The sequence below is a fragment of the Streptomyces sp. NPDC058796 genome, from assembly GCF_042745235.1.
GTDB lineage: Bacteria > Actinomycetota > Actinomycetes > Streptomycetales > Streptomycetaceae > Streptomyces.
The window spans coordinates 53,621-69,032 of the sequence record NZ_JBHYOP010000019.1 but is presented as its reverse complement, the minus strand read 5'-3'; the positions used below and the strand labels follow the sequence as shown (position 1 = coordinate 69,032).

Below are 15,412 nucleotides of genomic sequence, written 5' to 3'. Positions count from 1 at the left end.
GAGCGGGTCCCTCCGGGCTGCGCCCGTCACAGCGAGCCGGGTCGCTGCGCTCCCCGGCCGCTCCCGCTCCGCGTGAGCGGAGGCGGCACGCTCCGCTCACCGCCAGGCGGCACGCGCTCCGCGCGCCCCGCCAACCGCAGGGCACCCGGCCCGCGTTGCGGCCCGGGGCTGGCCTCCGGCCGACCGGTGGCCTCCGCTGCGCTCCAGCCACCCACCACCCCACCGCCTGACCCCACGTCACCCGCCGTACCACAGGGCGCGCCACGCTCCGCGCGGCCCACCCACGGGCCTACGGCCCGAGCAGCAGCAAGGAGAGGGAGGGGTGACGGGCAGTCGGGAGAGTGACGGAGCCTCGGAGCCGGCCACCCGGACGGCCGGACCGGATTGATGGGGTGTCAAGGTCCCGGATTGGCTTGCGATAAGGCAAGACTAGCAGCTTTCAGCCACGTTAGAGGGAATCTCTCGGTTCTGTGTGCTTCATTTTTGCAGCCCAGATAAGCTATGGACTCAGGGCACACCACCCCGGACCGCTCTGGAGGGTTATCGAGATCCATCCCACGGCCTTGCCGGTGCTTCGGTGAGGCACAGCAGCCACCCGATCGCGTCAGTCCAACCGTAGCCCTCGTGGCTCCTCTACGTGCAGGTTTCCCGTTTCCCGCCGCTCGAATCGACCGGACGGCACCCAGGAGAAGGCAGGCGATATGTCGAGCAGAGACCGCGCTGATCAGCGCGAGGCAGCCCAGCGAGAAGCCATTGACGCGGTCGTGCGCGCCCTCGAATTGCCTGCAAGATCACTTGTGCCCGAACGAGGGCTTCGAACGCAGGTGATCATGGCGACCGGGTCCGGGAAGACCCGGGTGGCGGTCCGCAGCGCGGAGGAGCTCCACGCGGGCCGTGTGCTGGTGCTCGTGCCCTCGCTGGACCTGCTCGCTCAGACCGAGGCCGCGTGGCGCGAGGGGGGCCGCCGGGGGCCGATGATCGGGGTGTCCTCGCTTCGGGGTGAGGAGGTGTCCTTCCCCAACACCACGGACGTGGACGAGCTGGTGGAGTGGACGCGGGGCCTGGACAAGGTGACCGTGTACGCCACGTACGCCAGCCTCGGTCTGGGCACGCTGGAGCGGGCGCACGCCGGGGGCCTCGCTGCCTGGGACCTGATCGTCGTGGACGAAGCCCACCGCGTTTCGGGCCGGATCGGGAAGCCGTGGGCCGTCGTCCACGACAACCAGAAGATCCCGTCCCTGCGCCGCCTCTACATGACGGCCACGCCCCGGCTGTGGCAACTCGGGGACGAGGACGAGGCCGGCGCACCCGGCGAGCTGGTCGCGAGCATGGAAGACGACCCCGAGGGCCCCTTCGGCAGCCGCTGCTTCACCCTGACCCTCTCGGACGCCATCGACCGGGGAATCTGTGCCCCCTACCAAGTCGTATGCGTGGACGTCACCGACACACAGCTCCAAGCCGCGCAGCTCCTGGGCGCCGAAGGCCGCTCGGCAGAGGTCCGCGGGGCCCGGCTCGCAGCGCTGCAGACCGCCCTGGTGAAGGCGTCCGCGGAGGAGGGCTTCCGCAGGACGCTCGTGTTCCACCACCAGGTCCGCGAGGCCGAGGCGTTCGCGGCCGGCCTTCCTGACGTCGCCGCGCAGCTGCATGCCAGCGACCCGGAGCTGTACCCGAAGACGATCTGGGCGGACTGGCTGTGCGGCGACCACAAGCCGCTCCACCGCCGTCGGCTGCTGGGCGAGTTCGCGGCCGGGATCGCCACGGACGGCACCGTGGTGGAGAAGTGCTTCCTGTGCTCGGTGAAGGTCCTGGGCGAGGGCGTCGACACCAAGCACTGCGACTCCGTGTACTGGGCGGACGTACGCGGCTCCATGCCGGACCTGGTCCAGGCCGTGGGCCGGGCGCTGCGGATGCAGCCGGGCGAGGGCAAGGTGGCCTCGCTCGTGGTGCCCGTGCTGCTCGGGCCGGGCGAGACGGCGGACAACATGCTGACGAGCCGGGCGTTCGGCGGGCTCGCCAAGCTCCTGGAGGCGCTGCGGGCGCACGACGCGAGGATCGTGGAGACGCTCGCGGAGCAGCAGGCCCCGAGCCGCTACAAGCCCGTCAGCAAGGAAGAAAGCGGCAAGAGCACGGGCGGGAGCGGCGAGGGCTCCGGAGGCGCCAGCGCCCCCGCCAAGGCCCTGCTGAAGTTCTCCACGCCCCGCGACCCGGCCGCGCTCGCCGCGTTCATCAACCTGCGCGTCCTCAACCCCGAGCACGAGCACTGGCGGCGCGGCGTGGAGGCCGCCGTCATCTACGCCCGCAAGCACGGCGACTTGAAGGTGCCGTTCACGTTCCGCGTGCCCGCCGTCGACGACCAGGAGGCGGAAGGCGAGGGGTGGCCGGCCTCGCTCGCCGGGTTCCCGCTCGGGCAGTGGACCGCCGACGCCCGCCGGTTCTACGCCCGCGGCGACATGGACGAGGACCGCGTCGCGCAGCTGGAGAAGCTCGGCATGATCTGGTCGCACTACGACGTCGCGTGGGAGGAGGGACTGTCCGCCGCGCGCGGGTGGGCCGCAGAACACGGGCACCTCCTGGCCCCGCTGGACGCCACCTACCAGGGCTACCGGGTGGGCATCTTCCTGAAAAACGCGCGGGCCGCCGCCCGCAAGGCTCAGGAGAACGAGCAGCGGCGCGCGGAAGGGCTGCCGGTGGAGTCGTCGGCCGGGGCGCTGTCGGACGAGCGGCGCGAGCAGCTGGAGGAGGTCGACGCCTCCTGGTGCCCGAGCTGGCCGGTGACGTGGCAGCGGTGCTTCCACCTCGTGCGGATGCACCTGGACGCCGGTGAGGCGCTGCCCACCGAGGCGGGCGACGTCGTGCGCCAGGGCGAGGATCTCGGCCGGTGGGTGCAGTCGGTCCGGCTCGGCTGGGACCAGCTCACGACCGTGCAGCAGTGGATGTGCGAGCAGGTCCTCGGGATCGAGCCCGCGAGCGAGGAGGAGAAGCCGAAGCCGCGCCGTACGCAGGCCGACAAGTGGGCGATGAACTACGAGGCCGCCAAGCAGTTCTACGAGCGCGAGGGGCACCTCCAGGTCCCGAGGAAGCACGTCGAGCGGATCGTCGGCGAGGGCCAGGAGGAGCGGGAGCACAAGCTGGGGGCCTGGATCGGGAACCAGCGCTCCCGGGCGGCGACGCTGACGCCGGAGCGGATGGAGCTGCTGTCCGCGATCGGGATGCGGTGGTCGTGATGGTGGGCGTCGTTGTCACCGCGGCCGCCGCGCTCGCGGCCGGCTAGCTGCTCGGGCGGCTGCGCCCGTGGCAGCGGCTGGGCGACTGGGCGGCCGATCAGGTCCGCTTCACCGGGACGTGGGCCCGGGGCGGCGCCGGGCGGCAGGCCGTCGTCGTCCTGGCCCACGCCGTCACCGCGCCCCGCACCAGCTGGCGCATCATGCGCGCCCCGGCCACCGACGCCCCGGTGCCGGTGCCCGTACGCGATCCGGACTGGGTCGCCAACCGCCGCCAAGGAGAGCACGAGTAGACGCAAGGTCACCGACTCCCTTATAGGCAGTCGACCCGCTAGACCCCTTTCGACAGCGCAAGGCCCGGACCCGGCGTCCGGGCCTTCGTCGTGCCCGGGATCTTTCTTCCCGGCCGGTGCTGTCCGGGTCCCGGCTTCCAGCCCTACGGGGTGAAAGAGCCGTGCCCGCTAGGACGAGACGCAAGCACCTGCGCCCTGTCACTGTCCCGCCGCCATGTCGAACTCACGTCGGAGGCAGCACCGATGACCACCCGCCAGGCACCCGGGGCAACACCCGCGCCGATCGCCGCTACGCTGAACACGCCCACCCTGGGCCGGGCCGAAGCCCCACAGGGACGCTCTCCAGAGAGCCGCAGCAGGACCGCCGACCGCGAGGCGCGCGCCACCCCCACGCGGACGACACCACCACAGGTGTCCGCCGTCTCTGTTCCTCCGCCTCGTAGGAGACTCCCGATGTCTCGGGACCCGCACCCGAGCTCCCCCATACCCGCCCGCCCCGAACCGCCCGCCCCGGCTGGCGCAGGGACGCCGCCGGAGACCCCGCTGCTGTCGGTGCACGCCGCCGTGGTGTTCCTGGCGGCCGTCATCATCGGCCTCGTCATGGGCGGCCTCATGTTCCTCCACGACAAGTCCGTGCCCACAGCCGTCGCCGCGGGCTTGGGTTCCTTCGGGCTCAGCGTCCCCGTGCTGCACAAGCTGATCGGCTGACCGGTGGCGGGCCGGGCGCAGCATGTGCGCCCGGCCCGCCGCCCTCCGTCAGGCGGCGTGGAACTCGTGGGCCTGGCCGCCGCGCCACTCCACCCACTGCGGGTCGTCCCAGATGGCCTCGGGTTCGGCGACGCCGGCGCCCTCGAGGAACACGACCAGGTCGTGGTCGCTGTAGGCGGTGCCGAGGATCTCGTCCTGGCCGTGGCTGTGCACGGTGACTCTCCGGCCGCCCGAGTGGGAGGGCCGATGCACGACGATCGGTGCGCTGGTCACGCCTCTCAGCGTGCCCCGGCATGGTTCGGTGCGCGAGCCGGACCGTGGCCCTCGTGGGCCGTGCGCTCGTTTCCCCCGGGCAGATGGTGAAGGCTGAACCCAAGGCATGATCTACGCGTAAGGGCGCGTCGAGCGTCGCATGATCATGGGGAGGAATCAGATGGCCGATATTCCCGGCGTCTACCAGTGGCCGACGTACTTTCACGAAGCGAACGACTCAGCCGTGCTGTCCATGCAGGAGCACGGCCTGCTGAACCTTCCCGTCGGAACGGGGGTGCTCCTTCGCGGCGACCGCTACAGGGTGGTGGACTCCTGGTTCAGCTACGACCACCATGGCGTCTTCGATGACGGCCTGCACATCTTCCTCGAACCGGTCACTGAGGAAGATGACCGGCTCCGGCACCTCGCCCCCGACTACTTCCGGCAGGAGCCCGACGCCTGAGCACCGCAGCTACAAGGCGCTCCTTCACCCGGTTCCGGGTGCAGGAGCGCCTTGTTACGCCTCACGAAATCCTGCTCCGGCTGCTGGCCCGAGTGGTCGTGCTCGGCGCCGTAGCAGTTACTCGTCCTTACGGTCCATCCGTCCTGCCTGGCGGCTGCCGCTGGCAGCCTGGTCCTGTCTCGTCACCTGCGGAAGCGTGAGAGCCAGGTTCCGCCGGCCTTCTGCTCGGGCACGGCCTGGTTCTGCTCTTGGTCGCGCTCCTCCTGCGGGTGACTCACACCCCAGCTCTGCTCCAAGTCGGACTCGAACCGCTGGTCGCAGTCCCCGCACAGAGACGGGCGCTTCGCCGGGGAAGGGCCCCAGCCGACGCGCGCGGTCGCCTTCCATCGTTCATCGGTGAACGCGGCACCGCACTCGGTGCAGACGGGGCGCTGGGGGGCGGGCCAGAAGTCGTCCGACCCGGCCTCACCGCGTACCGGCTCCTGGCCCTCCTGCGTGCCAGCCGCTGGGCTGACGACGGCTCCGGCCTTGCAGCCGTCGCACAGGTGCGGGTGGGAGTCCTTCGGGGTGCCCCAGTCCGTCGCCTGCGCCACCCTCCACCGTTCGTCGGTGAACTTCGCCCCGCAGCCGGCGCACACGGGACGGCGCGCCTCACGCTCGGCTGCCTGCTTCGCGGCCTGCTCCTGCGCCGCGCGCTGCACCTTCGCCTGGTACTCCGCCTGTGCACGCGCGGTCTCTTCCCGGGCGCGGGCGTCGGCTGCCTCGCGGCGGGGATTGCCGATCGCTTCCCACAGGTGCTGCTTGTGGTCGCGGCCGAAGCGGAGGAACACGGCGCCGGCCGGACCGTGCTCGCGCAACTGGTTCAGGCCGGTCGCGATAATCGGGAGCCGCCCGTCGTAGTGGTGGTGCCCGCCCTTCTGCCGCTGGCCCTGCCACAAGGGACGGGTGAGCTCCATGAGCCGCGGGACGGTGCGGTCGGGGTTGCGCTCACCGATGCGGTTGAACACCAGCAGGACGGGCGGGAACGTCGCGTCGCCGGACCAAGTGTCCGGAGCGCGCCAGCGGGTGCGCCACATCGGACGCTCCTTGCCATCGGTGTCCTTCACCTTCCGCAGGAAGAACCGGACGTACTTCTGCAGCTTGTCGGCGAGCTCCTCGGCGGTCTCGTGGCAGTTGTCGACCTCAATGAACAGCAGCGGCACCCGGTCCTGCGGAGCGGTCAGGACGATGTCGGCCTGAGCGCCGCCCTTGCCGGGCGCGTTCCAGGTGCCGGTCGCCGGGAGCGGGACCTCGGTCCAGTACGAGGCGATGGTGCCCACGCCGCGCGGTCCGTCGACGGCGGCTTGGGCGGCGGCCTGGACGTGCGGCGGGTCGACGGTGAGCCTGGCCATGTTCGGCTTCGGGCGCAGCATCGCGATCACCGTCTCGTTGACGGCCATCGGGTGGGAGGCCCCTGATGAGCCCGCGCCGCGCGCGGTGGAGCCCATCTCCGTCACCGGCCGGTTCAGCTCGTAGGAGGCTGCCAGAAGGCCCTTCGGGGTCAGGTTCCGCAGGGCGTCGCCTGTGTCGGTGGAGCCGCCGTTCTCGGACAGGCCGTGCCCCCGCATGTCGGAGAGCGCGGCCGTGTGCGAGGCGGTGCGGGCCTGCTTCCGCTTCGACGGGGTCGGCTTGTCGGCGTGCCGGAAGGTCAGGTGCGGGGCGCCGATCCGCTGGATCTGATCCGCCGTCGCGACCTTCAGCGCTCCGAGCACGCGCAGCACGTCGCCGCGGTAGCTGTTCGTCGACCCCGCCGGGTTGTTCTTCCGCTTCCCCGCCATCAGCTCTGCTCCCTCGTCGCTCGCGACCGGCCGCCAGCCGACCGCCGCCGCTGCTGCCGCCGCTGGCCGCGCCCGGCCGGGGAGGGCGTCCGGGCCCCCCGGAACCCGATGCTCTCCTCCAATACGGACATCAAGAGGAGAGAAGAGGGTTGTGACGGCGCAGTTTTCGCGCCGATTGCGGCCCTGACAAGGGGTTTTCCTCCGGCCGGGGGTGCCGGGCACCAAAGGGGGTTCCAAAGGGACCTTCGAAGGGGGCGCCCAGGGATCCCCCTTGGTCCTGCCCGCCAGGCGCTGGCCTTCCGGTGCGATCGGCCCGAGCGGCGGTGCTGCCCGGCCCCCGGGCGAGTGCTCGTCATCGTCTGCTCTCCTTCGCTCGGCCCCGGCCGGGGTGGTCGGGGCGAAGGAGCAGCGTGCACGGACCCCCCTTGTCCGCGGTCTAACCGTGGCCAGGTCAAGGAGAAACGCGGCCGTGGTCGGGGCGGTAGCAGAGGTGGACAAGGGGGTGCGGTCGGGTTCGTGGTCGGCCCGACCACCCTGGACAAGGGGGCCCGGTTTGACCCTTGCAGACCCGATTCGCCGGTTTCGGCTCGGAGGGGAGAAATCTCTGGCCTCTGTCCACAGGCTGGCGGGCCGACCCTGCTGAGACGACGCCGTGAGTCGCACGGCGGTCATCGTGAGGAGAGCTTCATGCCGTACCTGATCCCGACCCGTACGCCGCTGACGCCCGAGCAGGTGGAGCAGGGCTTCGACTACCTCCTGGCGCTGCAGACGGGCGGCGGCACCTACGCCGCTGGTCGGGTGGAGGCGACCCCGGAACTGGCGTTCATCCTGCTGCGGCTCGCCGAGGACATCATCTGGCCCGTCACGGCCGTGGACGGAGAAGCCGCCGACCTGTGCGCGGACTCCTTCGTGCTGGACGAGGTCGGGTGCGTGCTGCTGTCCGCGCTGCGGGACTGGGCGCGCGACTCCGCCACCACGGCGGTGCCCGGCATCGCCCGCAGCATCATCCGCTTCATCGAGAACGTCATCCCCGACCCCGACGACCACGGAGACACCCACGCCACCCTGGAGGCGATGCGCGACGAACACCTGGCACTGGCGCACGCGGCGCACTCCGCACCCGGTGCGCACCGCTGACCGCACCAACCGCACCACCGCACCGGATGGGAGCGCACCGGTGCGGTGGCGCGCCCATCCGGTGCGCACCACGATGCGCACCACCGTCCATCCGGTGTGCTCCACTCGGTGGGCGGTGCGCGCACCGGTGCGGCCGGCGCGCGGGAGTGGTGCGCACCGGGTGGAGATGGTGCGGTGGAGTGGGCCCGAGTGGAGGCGGTGCGTTTCTCCTTGACCTGAGCTGAGGTCAAGGAGAAACGCACCGGGTGGATGCGCGGCACCACCCCGTCGATGGCGTCCACTTCCACCCGGTGGGCTCCACTCGGTGGGCTCCACTCGGTGGAGTGGATGCCGAGCGCGGTGGCGTCCACTCCCGGGCGGTGGACTCCACTCGGTGGAGTGGATGCGGGCGTCGTCGGTGCGCACCACCACACTGGGTGCGCACCACCGGGTCCACTCAGTGGCCGGCCTCCCGGCCACGGTGCGGTCCGGGCTGCTGTGGGTGGTGCGCCTGCTGGTCGTCCGGGCGCACCGGGCGCACCGCGCCGGTGTCGTCGTCCTGGCCGGTGTAGCGGTTCGCGCGGACGCGGTCCGAGCGGGCGCGGGAGTCGTCGCCCACCTTGGCGAACGCGTCCTGGAGGCGGCGTAGCCGGTCGGCGGTGAGATCGAGGGCTTCCACGTCCGTGCGGGATTCCCGCAGGGCCCGCAGCGCCGTCATGTCGATGGCCTCCCCGCGACCGGCCTTCGGCTCCTGTTCGTGGGGCTCGGGGTCGGCCGGCTCGGGCGCGAGCAGCTGCTCGGGCATCGCCGCCTGCTGGTGGGCGACGACGTCGTACGCCCGCCCCCGCACGACGGTGGTGGAGGCGGCGGTGGTGGTGGTGCGCAGCTTCTCGCGCACCACCGCGCTGGCCATGACGGCGCGCTCGTACTGGAGCGGGATGCGGGGGATCTCCCACTCCCCCGCATCCTGGCCCGGGGGCCGGTGCGCGGGCGACTCGCCGGGATCGGCCGGGGGTTGCCGGTCCGGGTCGGGCGCGGGGGCAGGTGGTCGGTGGCGGGCGGGGAGGTCGGACAGGGCCCACCGGGCTGTGTAGAGGCGGTAGGCGGCCTCCCGGCCGCGTACGGTCTTCGGTTCGGTGATGTCCAGGCAGTGGGTGGTGATGGCGGCGGCCACCACCTGGTTGTCCAGGCCGGGGTCGCGGCGGCGGCCGCGCAGGACGAGGGCGAGGTGGCGGCGGGCTTCGGCGAGCAGGTGCCGACGGTGGAAGCGGCCGCCGTCGTTCATCACGAACACGGTCGCGGCGACGTCGACGGCCGCCAGGGCGACGTCGACCACGGCCGCCACCCGGGCCCGGATCGCGGCGGCCGCGGCGCGGGCGTGCTCGAGGAGGGAGTTGATGACGTCGGCGGCCACCTTGGACGTGCGGATCGCACTCTCCTTCCACTCCTTGCGCAGTTGCGCGAGCGGCCGGGTCTTCCGCTTGGGCGGGCGGGTCTTGCGGGCGGCGATCTGGTTCAGCTTGGCGCGGGCCCGCTCGGAGACCACGGGCAGGAACTTCAGCTCGCCGTCGTCGTCGACGGCGGTGACGTACTCGTGCTCCAGCTCGGTCAGGCAGGCGGCGATCTGGTCGCTGCGCCGGGAGGTCCAGCGGATCAGCTCGTGGGGCACCCCTGCAATCTCCATCACAGGCCGGCGCCCCGGGGTGACGGTGCGCGGCCCGGTCGCCAACCCGAGCGCCTCACAGACCTCCGCGGCCACCAGCTCGTTGTAGAGCGCGGAGGCGGCCACGGTGTTCTCGTGCAGGGCCGTGGTGTGGATTGAGCCCCACTTCCCGTCCAGGCGCTGCCCCTTCACGGACAGCAGCAGATGGTCATGGAGCAAGGGGCGCCCGGAGCGCGCCTCGTAGTGGCGGAAGCGGGCGGCGACCAGGCCGCCGGGCGGCCGGACCCGGTAGATGCCGTCCTTGCCGTACCGGATCACCGCGACCTCGTCCTCGATCCACTCCAGCACCCGCTCGATCGCCCGCTCGTGCGCGGCCTCGATCACCCGCCGGGTCTCGTCATCCCCGAACGCCCACAGGAGGTAGATCGTCGGCTGCGGCCGGAACACGAAGTCGACACCGGTCACCGTCACCCGGCGTCCGAGAGCGCCGGCCTTGAACGCCTTCTTCGGGGAGTCACCCGCGGCGAGCCGCTCGGCCTCGATCCGGTCCGCGTACGGGTGGCGGCCCCGCTCGCCGAACAGGTTCCGCAGCTGCGCCTCGGTGACCTCCTCACCCGGCGCGAGTCCGAGCACGGCCAGGCCGCGGCCCATCCATCGCCCGACCGGGACACCGGCCTGCTCCTGGGCGGCGCGCAGCGGCGTGCCCGCGGGGCGGCGTCCGTCGCCGACGACGGTCTCGCGGAGGTAGTAGCGGTACATCTGACCGGCCCGGATCACCCTGATATCCACTGTCATGCAGACCACGCCACACGTCTCTGACCTGCAAGAAAAGGCCGATCAGCCCGGCGTCCCGCCAGGCGGGAGCAGCGGCCGAACTTTCTTCACCGGGGCCCGCCGGGCGGGAAGCGGACCCGGGCCGGACGCGAATGTCATCGCTCTCCGGCAGCCCTCACACCACGACCCGAACAACACCATCCGCACCACTGAGCATCACCACGCGCCAAGGAACGAGCGCCACCAACGAGCACCGCCTACAGCAGCCCCCGGCAACCGCCGGGGGCTTCGTCGTGCTGCCCGGAGGAGACCACCGTGCCCACCTTCGAGACCCTCCCCCGCTTCACCGCCGACCTCCAGCACCTCACCCCCGCCCAGCGCCGGCGCTTCCGCCGCGTCGTCCTGGACGCCTTCGTCCCCGACCTGCGCACCGGCCGCCAGTTCCGCCCCGGCTTACGGATCAAGGGGGTGCGCTGCACTCCGGGCGTCTACGAACTCACCTGGGCGCCGGACGGACGCGCGACGTGGTCATACGGCCGGGTGGTGGTCGCCGGGCTCCCCCACATCGTGTGGCACCGGATCGGGACCCACAGCATCCTGGACCGGCCGCTGGCCGAAGGCCATCTTGCGGGGCAGGGCCGCCGGTTGGTTGGCTGATCGTTCCGATGACCAGGAGGGGGCACCGCGTGGCAGCGAACGAGGCCGTGACCGAGGCGGAGCACGTGAAGAGTTTGATCATCAGCACCGCGTCGGCGCTGTGGGAGGACAAGGAGGCGCTGGGCAAGTTCCTCGACGTCGTCCGGCGCAGCGAGACGTTCGCCCCGCTCGCCGACAGCATGGCGCAGTCCCAGGTCCGCCCCGCGAAGCCCTCGTTCTACGGCGTCAAGAGCAGGGAGTTCCAGGAGTGACCAAGCAGCCGCCCGGCCTCTGACGGCATTGGTGGTGCCTCGCGGTGCAGGGCCGGCTTCCCGAACTGGGAGGCCGGCCCTCTGTGGTTCATCCAGCCGGAGGTGTCCCGCGCGGGACTCTTCCGAGCGTCCCGCCCCCGGTACCTCTCCCCCGTGTGGTGCGTTCATCCCGTTGAGCGGGCGGGGCGGCTGCGCTGGATCTTTCGTGTCTGGCAAGCTGTGGCGCGTCCGAGTAGCCGCACTGGGCGGTGAAATCAACGGACGACTGAGAGGCCATCGGATGACCACATCCACAGCCGTGCAACATGCCACCGAGACAGCGGCCCGTACTGGTCGGGCGGCGAAGGTGATCGTCGTCATTCAGCAGAAGGGCGGCGCGGGCAAGTCCACGATCGCGGTCAACACGGCCGCGTGCGCCGGCCGGTCGGCGGTCCTGTCGAATGCGGACGAGGACACTGGCGCCCCCGTCGTCGCTGCTGGCATCGACGTCCAGGGAACCCTGGAGAAGTGGTGTGCGGGGGTGCGGGAGGCGTCGCTGCCCTTCGACTACATCGTCACCAAGAGCAAGACCGGCATCCTTCCGGGCATAGTGCAGGACCCTGACCGCCGCCGGGTCATCATCGACACCCCGGGCTTTCTGGACGTCGATCCGGACGCGGAGTGGGGCGCGGACCCGCTGGGCGACAGCCGTACGGCCGACGCCCTGCGTGAGGTCCTGGAGATGGCAGACCTGGCGATCGTGCCGATCACCCCGTCCAAAATCACCTGGGACGAGTGCGAGTTCACGATCGAGCGCGTTCTCAAGCCGCGCGGGATCCCTTTCCTGGTCGTGATCAACATGCACGACCCGGGCAAGGACCGCGAAGAGAAGCAGCTGAACAAGGTGAAGGTCTGGATCGACCAGCGGAACTACCCGCGCGTCTCCGACCCGATCCGCCGGTACACGATCCATGAGCACGCCTACGAGAACGGCACGCTCGTCACCGAGTACAAGATGAGCGGCACCGCACTGAACGCCCGCGAGGACTTCATGCGCGTCGCCCTGACGATGGAGCAGATGCTCTGATGGGACGACAGATCAACATCAACGGCGCGCCGCAAGGGCCGGGGAAGCCGGACACGGCGGTGGCGTTGGCGCGGTCGATCGACCAGCTGCCGACGAAGCAGCTCGCGGACACGCCGGTCCTCATCGCCCAGGAGCAGCAGCTGCTGGTGCGCTGCGAGGCGGCGCTGGAGAACCTGCGGGTCGCCTACTGGGCAGCGGGCAAGGCTCTCCAGGTCATCAGGGACGGCCGGCTGTACCGGGCGACCCATGACAACTTCGAGGACTACTGCCAGGAGCAGTGGGACATCAGCCGGCAGTATGCGAACCAGCTGATCCGGTCCTGGAAGATCGCAGAGAAGCTGTTCGAAATGGTCGGCGGAAAATCGAACGACTTGGAAAGAATTCTTTCCAAGAAGCTGGGCTTCGGGCAGGCGTGGGAGCTGGTCGCCCTGGCCGAAGAGCACAGCGTCGACGCGGCCGCCCTGCTGTACCTCGCCCTGATTCAGGTGAAGGGTATGGCCGTCACGGCGAACCTGGTGAAGGGCGCGGCAGGGAGCCTGCCACCGGCGGCGGCCGGGAAGAAGAAGGCCACCGAGGAAGCCGTGCTCGCATACCTGGCGAGCATCGAGGGCAAGACCGAGCTGCCCGCGGCCAGGGACCCGTACAAGGCGCTGACCCGGGTTACCAAGAAGCTGGACGCGGACACTCTCCAGGCAGCGATGGAGCGCAACCCCGAGGGCACCCGCACGATGGTGCGCGAGCTGATCGAGGCGCTGTCGGCTTCGGTCGGCATAGAGGTGGAGATCAAGGCGCCCGCCTCGGAGTCGTCGGCGGCCTGACGGCTCCAGAAACACGAAAAGCGGCCCCCGCCGCTCGGACCGCGAGGTCCGGACGGCGGGGGCCGCTTCGTGTGCTCAGGCACTCAGGTCGATGTCGGGTGGGAGGTCGAGCCCGGCGAGGGCGTGGGTGAGGAGTCGGTAGGGGTCGGTCCACGCGCCGTGGATTCGTGCTCTGGCGCAGTGAAGGGTGCCGGTGAGGGCGGTCTCGGTGTCGGGGTGGATGAGGACCAGGGCGACGGGGTCGGCGTCCGGTAGCTGCCCTTCGGTGGGACGGCCGCGCTCCAGGGCGCGGGCGTCGGGGGCGATCCGCACGGCGACGTCGCCGTGGCCGGTCCACGGGGCCGGCCTCTGTCGGGCGGTGAGCATGGCGGTGAACTCCGCGACGGCCTTCTGGTCGCCGGGGTGCATCGGTCCGCTGCCGTGACCGCAGAGGCGGAAGCGGGCGCTCACGCGGCGGGGCTGTCGGCGATGACGAGGAAGCTGTCGGTGCGCAGGTCCATGACGACCCGGGCGGGCTGTCCCTGGGCCTGCTGCTGGGCGGCGTACTCGTCTGCGGGCCAGGAGCCGCGGGGGCCGCCGGCGGGGAAGCGCTCCAGGACGGTGCGTTGCTGTTGCGCGGGCATGTGCTGTCTTCCTGTTCGGAGAAAGGGGAGCTTGGGTGGCGCTGTCGATCAGGGCTCGGAGGTGGTGGCAACGGCCGCCTCGGCTACGTCGCCCATCAGGCCTTGCACGGTGGCGAGGACGGTCTCCAGCTGGTCTGCGAGGGAGTCGAGACCGAGGGTGGCGGCCTGGGTCTTCAGGGCAGTGACGTTGAGCTGCATGTTGTGGGTCTGCCGGTGGATGTGGACCAGGCGGGGCTGGAGGTCCTGCGGGGTGGTGATCCGCTGGGCGTCGCGCGTGTGCTTTCGGCTCAGCTTGGGTCCGTCGGTGGCGGTGTAGCCGTCGATGAGGAGCTGGACGTCCTCGGCGAGCGGGTGGGCGATGGTGGGTGTGCGCATGGCTTGCTCTCCTTGTGGTCGGTCTGGCTGTGGGTGGAGCCGGGGCTGTCCGGCCCTCCGCACCACCCCGGCCGGGGCTGGCCGGGGTGGCACAGGGGACCGTCAGCTGGTGAGCCGGATCGGCATGAGGAGGTAGAGAGGTCGGCTGCGCTCCAGGCCGCGCTCGCTGATTCGTACGGCGGCGTCACCGGGTCCGGTCCACGGGGCCGGCCTCTGGCGGGCGGCGAGCATGGCGGTGAACTCCGCGACGGCCTTCTGGTCGCCGGGGTGCATCGGTCCGCTGCCGTGTCCGCACCTGCGGAAGCGTGCGGTCATGAGCGCGCCTCCTGGTGGCACAGCCACGCCTGCCCGTCCCGTCCGAGCGCGTGGTGCGGGAACGGCTCGTGCTCCACGTCCTTGACGTCCGGGTCCCAGAACCACTGGAAGGGGAAGGAGCGCACCCCCAGTTCGAGGGCGATGACGGCCCGGTGGTGCCCCTCGAAGACGAAGAGGAGCCGGTCGGCTGCGCGGACGCCCAGCAGGAGCGGCCCCCGGATCCCGTCCCTGGGGATCGAGGCCCGCAGCTTCTCCAGCACCCGGCAGTCCCGGCCGTGCCGCTCGTGATACCGGCGAGCACCCGTCCACGTAGAGAACTCGGCAGGCCGGACCAGGCCCCGCCGGAGCGCCGCCGTGCGCATGCGACCGGTCCAGGGCCTGCCGTCGACCACGCGGGCCGTCACGAGCACACCGTCCGGCGGTACAGCCGCGCCCGGATCCGGTAGCGGAGGGAGGCTCGCTCCTCGCGCTCCTCGATGGCGTCGGCGAGCAGCTCCTCGAGCTCGGTCATCCGCTCTTCGGCGAACCACTGGGGCTGGTAGTCCTCGCCGTGGCAGACCGGGCACACGTGATCGTGCCCGGCGAACTCGAGCCACGACGCGCATCCGACCTCCCCGCAGTCCGGCTGGGTGGGGTCCTCCCCGATGCCGGAGCAGTACGGACAGCGGGTGAAGCGGTAGTCGACGGGGGCGCCCGCGTGGAGGTCGGAGTGGAGCTGGGAGAGCCCGCGGACCCCGAGCTCGCGCAGCAGGGCGTCGGCGGCGAGGACCTGGCGGTCGATGCCGGTGTCGTGGTGGTCGGCGAGCATCTGGACGGCGGTGCACCAGGCGAGGCTGGAGCGGTCGACCGGGACGGCGTAGCTGCTGGCCCACGGGTCGGCCGAGTTGAGGTCGGCGGGCGGCGGGACCGGCGCGGTGAGCGGGATGCCCAGGGTGGCGAGCTGGGCGGTGACGTCGGCGGTGCGGCGGGTGAACTGGTCGAAGACGGTGGTGGACATCGG

At 71.3% G+C, this 15,412-nt stretch carries 17 protein-coding genes; 8 read left to right on the top strand and 9 right to left on the bottom strand.

Annotated elements, in window-relative coordinates; translation table 11 throughout:
- Positions 1-701 precede the first annotated feature (701 nt).
- Both ACFW47_RS33245 and ACFW47_RS33240 read left to right on the top strand, forming a co-directional pair.
- Entirely contained in the window at positions 702-3,224 is a 2,523-nt protein-coding gene (locus tag ACFW47_RS33245) for a Helicase associated domain protein (RefSeq protein WP_386308086.1), read from the top strand.
- Positions 3,225-3,967: 743 nt separating this feature from the next.
- Positions 3,968-4,222: a hypothetical protein gene (locus ACFW47_RS33240; protein WP_386308085.1), complete on the top strand. Its 255-nt coding sequence runs from the start codon at positions 3,968-3,970 to the stop codon at positions 4,220-4,222.
- 48 nt (positions 4,223-4,270) lie between these two features.
- Here ACFW47_RS33240 and ACFW47_RS33235 read toward each other — a convergent pair whose 3' ends face one another.
- Complete coding sequence (locus ACFW47_RS33235) at positions 4,271-4,495, bottom strand: hypothetical protein (protein ID WP_386308084.1); 225 nt, start codon at positions 4,493-4,495, stop codon at positions 4,271-4,273.
- 160 nt (positions 4,496-4,655) lie between these two features.
- Here ACFW47_RS33235 and ACFW47_RS33230 point away from each other — a divergent pair, with 160 nt between their 5' ends.
- Positions 4,656-4,937 carry a hypothetical protein gene (locus tag ACFW47_RS33230; RefSeq protein ID WP_386308083.1) on the top strand — a complete coding sequence of 94 codons (282 nt, stop codon included), beginning with the start codon at positions 4,656-4,658 and terminating at the stop codon, positions 4,935-4,937.
- Between the two features lie 182 nt (positions 4,938-5,119).
- Here ACFW47_RS33230 and ACFW47_RS33225 read toward each other — a convergent pair whose 3' ends face one another.
- On the bottom strand, positions 5,120-6,754 hold the full coding sequence (locus ACFW47_RS33225) for a replication-relaxation family protein (RefSeq protein ID WP_386308082.1): 1,635 nt from the start codon (positions 6,752-6,754) through the stop codon (positions 5,120-5,122).
- Between the two features lie 687 nt (positions 6,755-7,441).
- On the opposite strand from ACFW47_RS33225, the gene ACFW47_RS33220 reads away from it, so the two are divergent.
- Positions 7,442-7,891, top strand: a complete 450-nt coding sequence (locus ACFW47_RS33220; RefSeq protein ID WP_386308081.1) for a hypothetical protein — start codon at positions 7,442-7,444, stop codon at positions 7,889-7,891.
- A gap of 436 nt (positions 7,892-8,327) precedes the next feature.
- Here the strand turns inward: ACFW47_RS33220 and mobF are convergent, their stop codons facing one another.
- Positions 8,328-10,328: a MobF family relaxase gene (gene mobF, locus ACFW47_RS33215; protein WP_386308080.1), complete on the bottom strand. Its 2,001-nt coding sequence runs from the start codon at positions 10,326-10,328 to the stop codon at positions 8,328-8,330.
- A gap of 294 nt (positions 10,329-10,622) precedes the next feature.
- Between mobF and ACFW47_RS33210 the strand changes: the two genes are divergently transcribed.
- The 4 genes from ACFW47_RS33210 to ACFW47_RS33195 all read left to right on the top strand — a co-directional run bounded on the left by ACFW47_RS33210 (position 10,623) and on the right by ACFW47_RS33195 (position 13,099).
- Complete coding sequence (locus ACFW47_RS33210) at positions 10,623-10,964, top strand: hypothetical protein (protein ID WP_386308079.1); 342 nt, start codon at positions 10,623-10,625, stop codon at positions 10,962-10,964.
- A gap of 29 nt (positions 10,965-10,993) precedes the next feature.
- Positions 10,994-11,215: a hypothetical protein gene (locus ACFW47_RS33205; RefSeq protein ID WP_386308078.1), complete on the top strand. Its 222-nt coding sequence runs from the start codon at positions 10,994-10,996 to the stop codon at positions 11,213-11,215.
- Positions 11,216-11,420: 205 nt separating this feature from the next.
- On the top strand, positions 11,421-12,281 hold the full coding sequence (locus tag ACFW47_RS33200) for a ParA family protein (protein ID WP_386308077.1): 861 nt from the start codon (positions 11,421-11,423) through the stop codon (positions 12,279-12,281).
- Complete coding sequence (locus tag ACFW47_RS33195) at positions 12,281-13,099, top strand: hypothetical protein (RefSeq protein WP_386308076.1); 819 nt, start codon at positions 12,281-12,283, stop codon at positions 13,097-13,099. The genes ACFW47_RS33200 and ACFW47_RS33195 overlap by 1 nt, the downstream gene beginning before the upstream one ends.
- 75 nt (positions 13,100-13,174) lie before the next feature.
- Here the strand turns inward: ACFW47_RS33195 and ACFW47_RS33190 are convergent, their stop codons facing one another.
- The 6 genes from ACFW47_RS33190 to ACFW47_RS33165 all read right to left on the bottom strand — a co-directional run bounded on the left by ACFW47_RS33190 (position 13,175) and on the right by ACFW47_RS33165 (position 15,409).
- A complete protein-coding gene (locus tag ACFW47_RS33190; protein ID WP_386308075.1) occupies positions 13,175-13,549 on the bottom strand; it encodes a hypothetical protein in 375 nt (124 codons plus the stop codon).
- On the bottom strand, positions 13,546-13,722 hold the full coding sequence (locus ACFW47_RS33185) for a hypothetical protein (protein WP_386308074.1): 177 nt from the start codon (positions 13,720-13,722) through the stop codon (positions 13,546-13,548). The genes ACFW47_RS33190 and ACFW47_RS33185 overlap by 4 nt, the downstream gene beginning before the upstream one ends.
- A 48-nt stretch (positions 13,723-13,770) precedes the next feature.
- Positions 13,771-14,097, bottom strand: coding sequence for a hypothetical protein (locus tag ACFW47_RS33180; protein WP_386308073.1), 327 nt, complete (start codon positions 14,095-14,097; stop codon positions 13,771-13,773).
- Between the two features lie 102 nt (positions 14,098-14,199).
- Entirely contained in the window at positions 14,200-14,412 is a 213-nt protein-coding gene (locus tag ACFW47_RS33175; RefSeq protein WP_386308072.1) for a hypothetical protein, read from the bottom strand.
- On the bottom strand, positions 14,409-14,816 hold the full coding sequence (locus ACFW47_RS33170; RefSeq protein WP_386308071.1) for a hypothetical protein: 408 nt from the start codon (positions 14,814-14,816) through the stop codon (positions 14,409-14,411). The genes ACFW47_RS33175 and ACFW47_RS33170 overlap by 4 nt, the downstream gene beginning before the upstream one ends.
- A complete protein-coding gene (locus ACFW47_RS33165) occupies positions 14,813-15,409 on the bottom strand; it encodes a hypothetical protein (protein ID WP_386308070.1) in 597 nt (198 codons plus the stop codon). The genes ACFW47_RS33170 and ACFW47_RS33165 overlap by 4 nt, the downstream gene beginning before the upstream one ends.
- Between the last annotated feature and the right edge of the window lie 3 nt (positions 15,410-15,412).

What these genes read in the sequence shown, in the direction of transcription:
- ACFW47_RS33245 (WP_386308086.1), top strand. Translation starts at nt 702, where the DNA reads ATGTCGAGCAGAGACCGCGCTGATCAGCGCGAGGCAGCCCAGCGAGAA.
- ACFW47_RS33240 (WP_386308085.1), top strand. Translation starts at nt 3,968, where the DNA reads ATGTCTCGGGACCCGCACCCGAGCTCCCCCATACCCGCCCGCCCCGAA.
- ACFW47_RS33230 (WP_386308083.1), top strand. Translation starts at nt 4,656, where the DNA reads ATGGCCGATATTCCCGGCGTCTACCAGTGGCCGACGTACTTTCACGAA.
- ACFW47_RS33225 (WP_386308082.1), bottom strand. Translation starts at nt 6,754, where the DNA reads ATGGCGGGGAAGCGGAAGAACAACCCGGCGGGGTCGACGAACAGCTAC.
- ACFW47_RS33220 (WP_386308081.1), top strand. Translation starts at nt 7,442, where the DNA reads ATGCCGTACCTGATCCCGACCCGTACGCCGCTGACGCCCGAGCAGGTG.
- mobF (WP_386308080.1), bottom strand. Translation starts at nt 10,328, where the DNA reads ATGACAGTGGATATCAGGGTGATCCGGGCCGGTCAGATGTACCGCTAC.
- ACFW47_RS33195 (WP_386308076.1), top strand. Translation starts at nt 12,281, where the DNA reads ATGGGACGACAGATCAACATCAACGGCGCGCCGCAAGGGCCGGGGAAG.
- ACFW47_RS33185 (WP_386308074.1), bottom strand. Translation starts at nt 13,722, where the DNA reads ATGCCCGCGCAACAGCAACGCACCGTCCTGGAGCGCTTCCCCGCCGGC.
- ACFW47_RS33180 (WP_386308073.1), bottom strand. Translation starts at nt 14,097, where the DNA reads ATGCGCACACCCACCATCGCCCACCCGCTCGCCGAGGACGTCCAGCTC.
- ACFW47_RS33175 (WP_386308072.1), bottom strand. Translation starts at nt 14,412, where the DNA reads ATGACCGCACGCTTCCGCAGGTGCGGACACGGCAGCGGACCGATGCAC.
- ACFW47_RS33165 (WP_386308070.1), bottom strand. Translation starts at nt 15,409, where the DNA reads ATGTCCACCACCGTCTTCGACCAGTTCACCCGCCGCACCGCCGACGTC.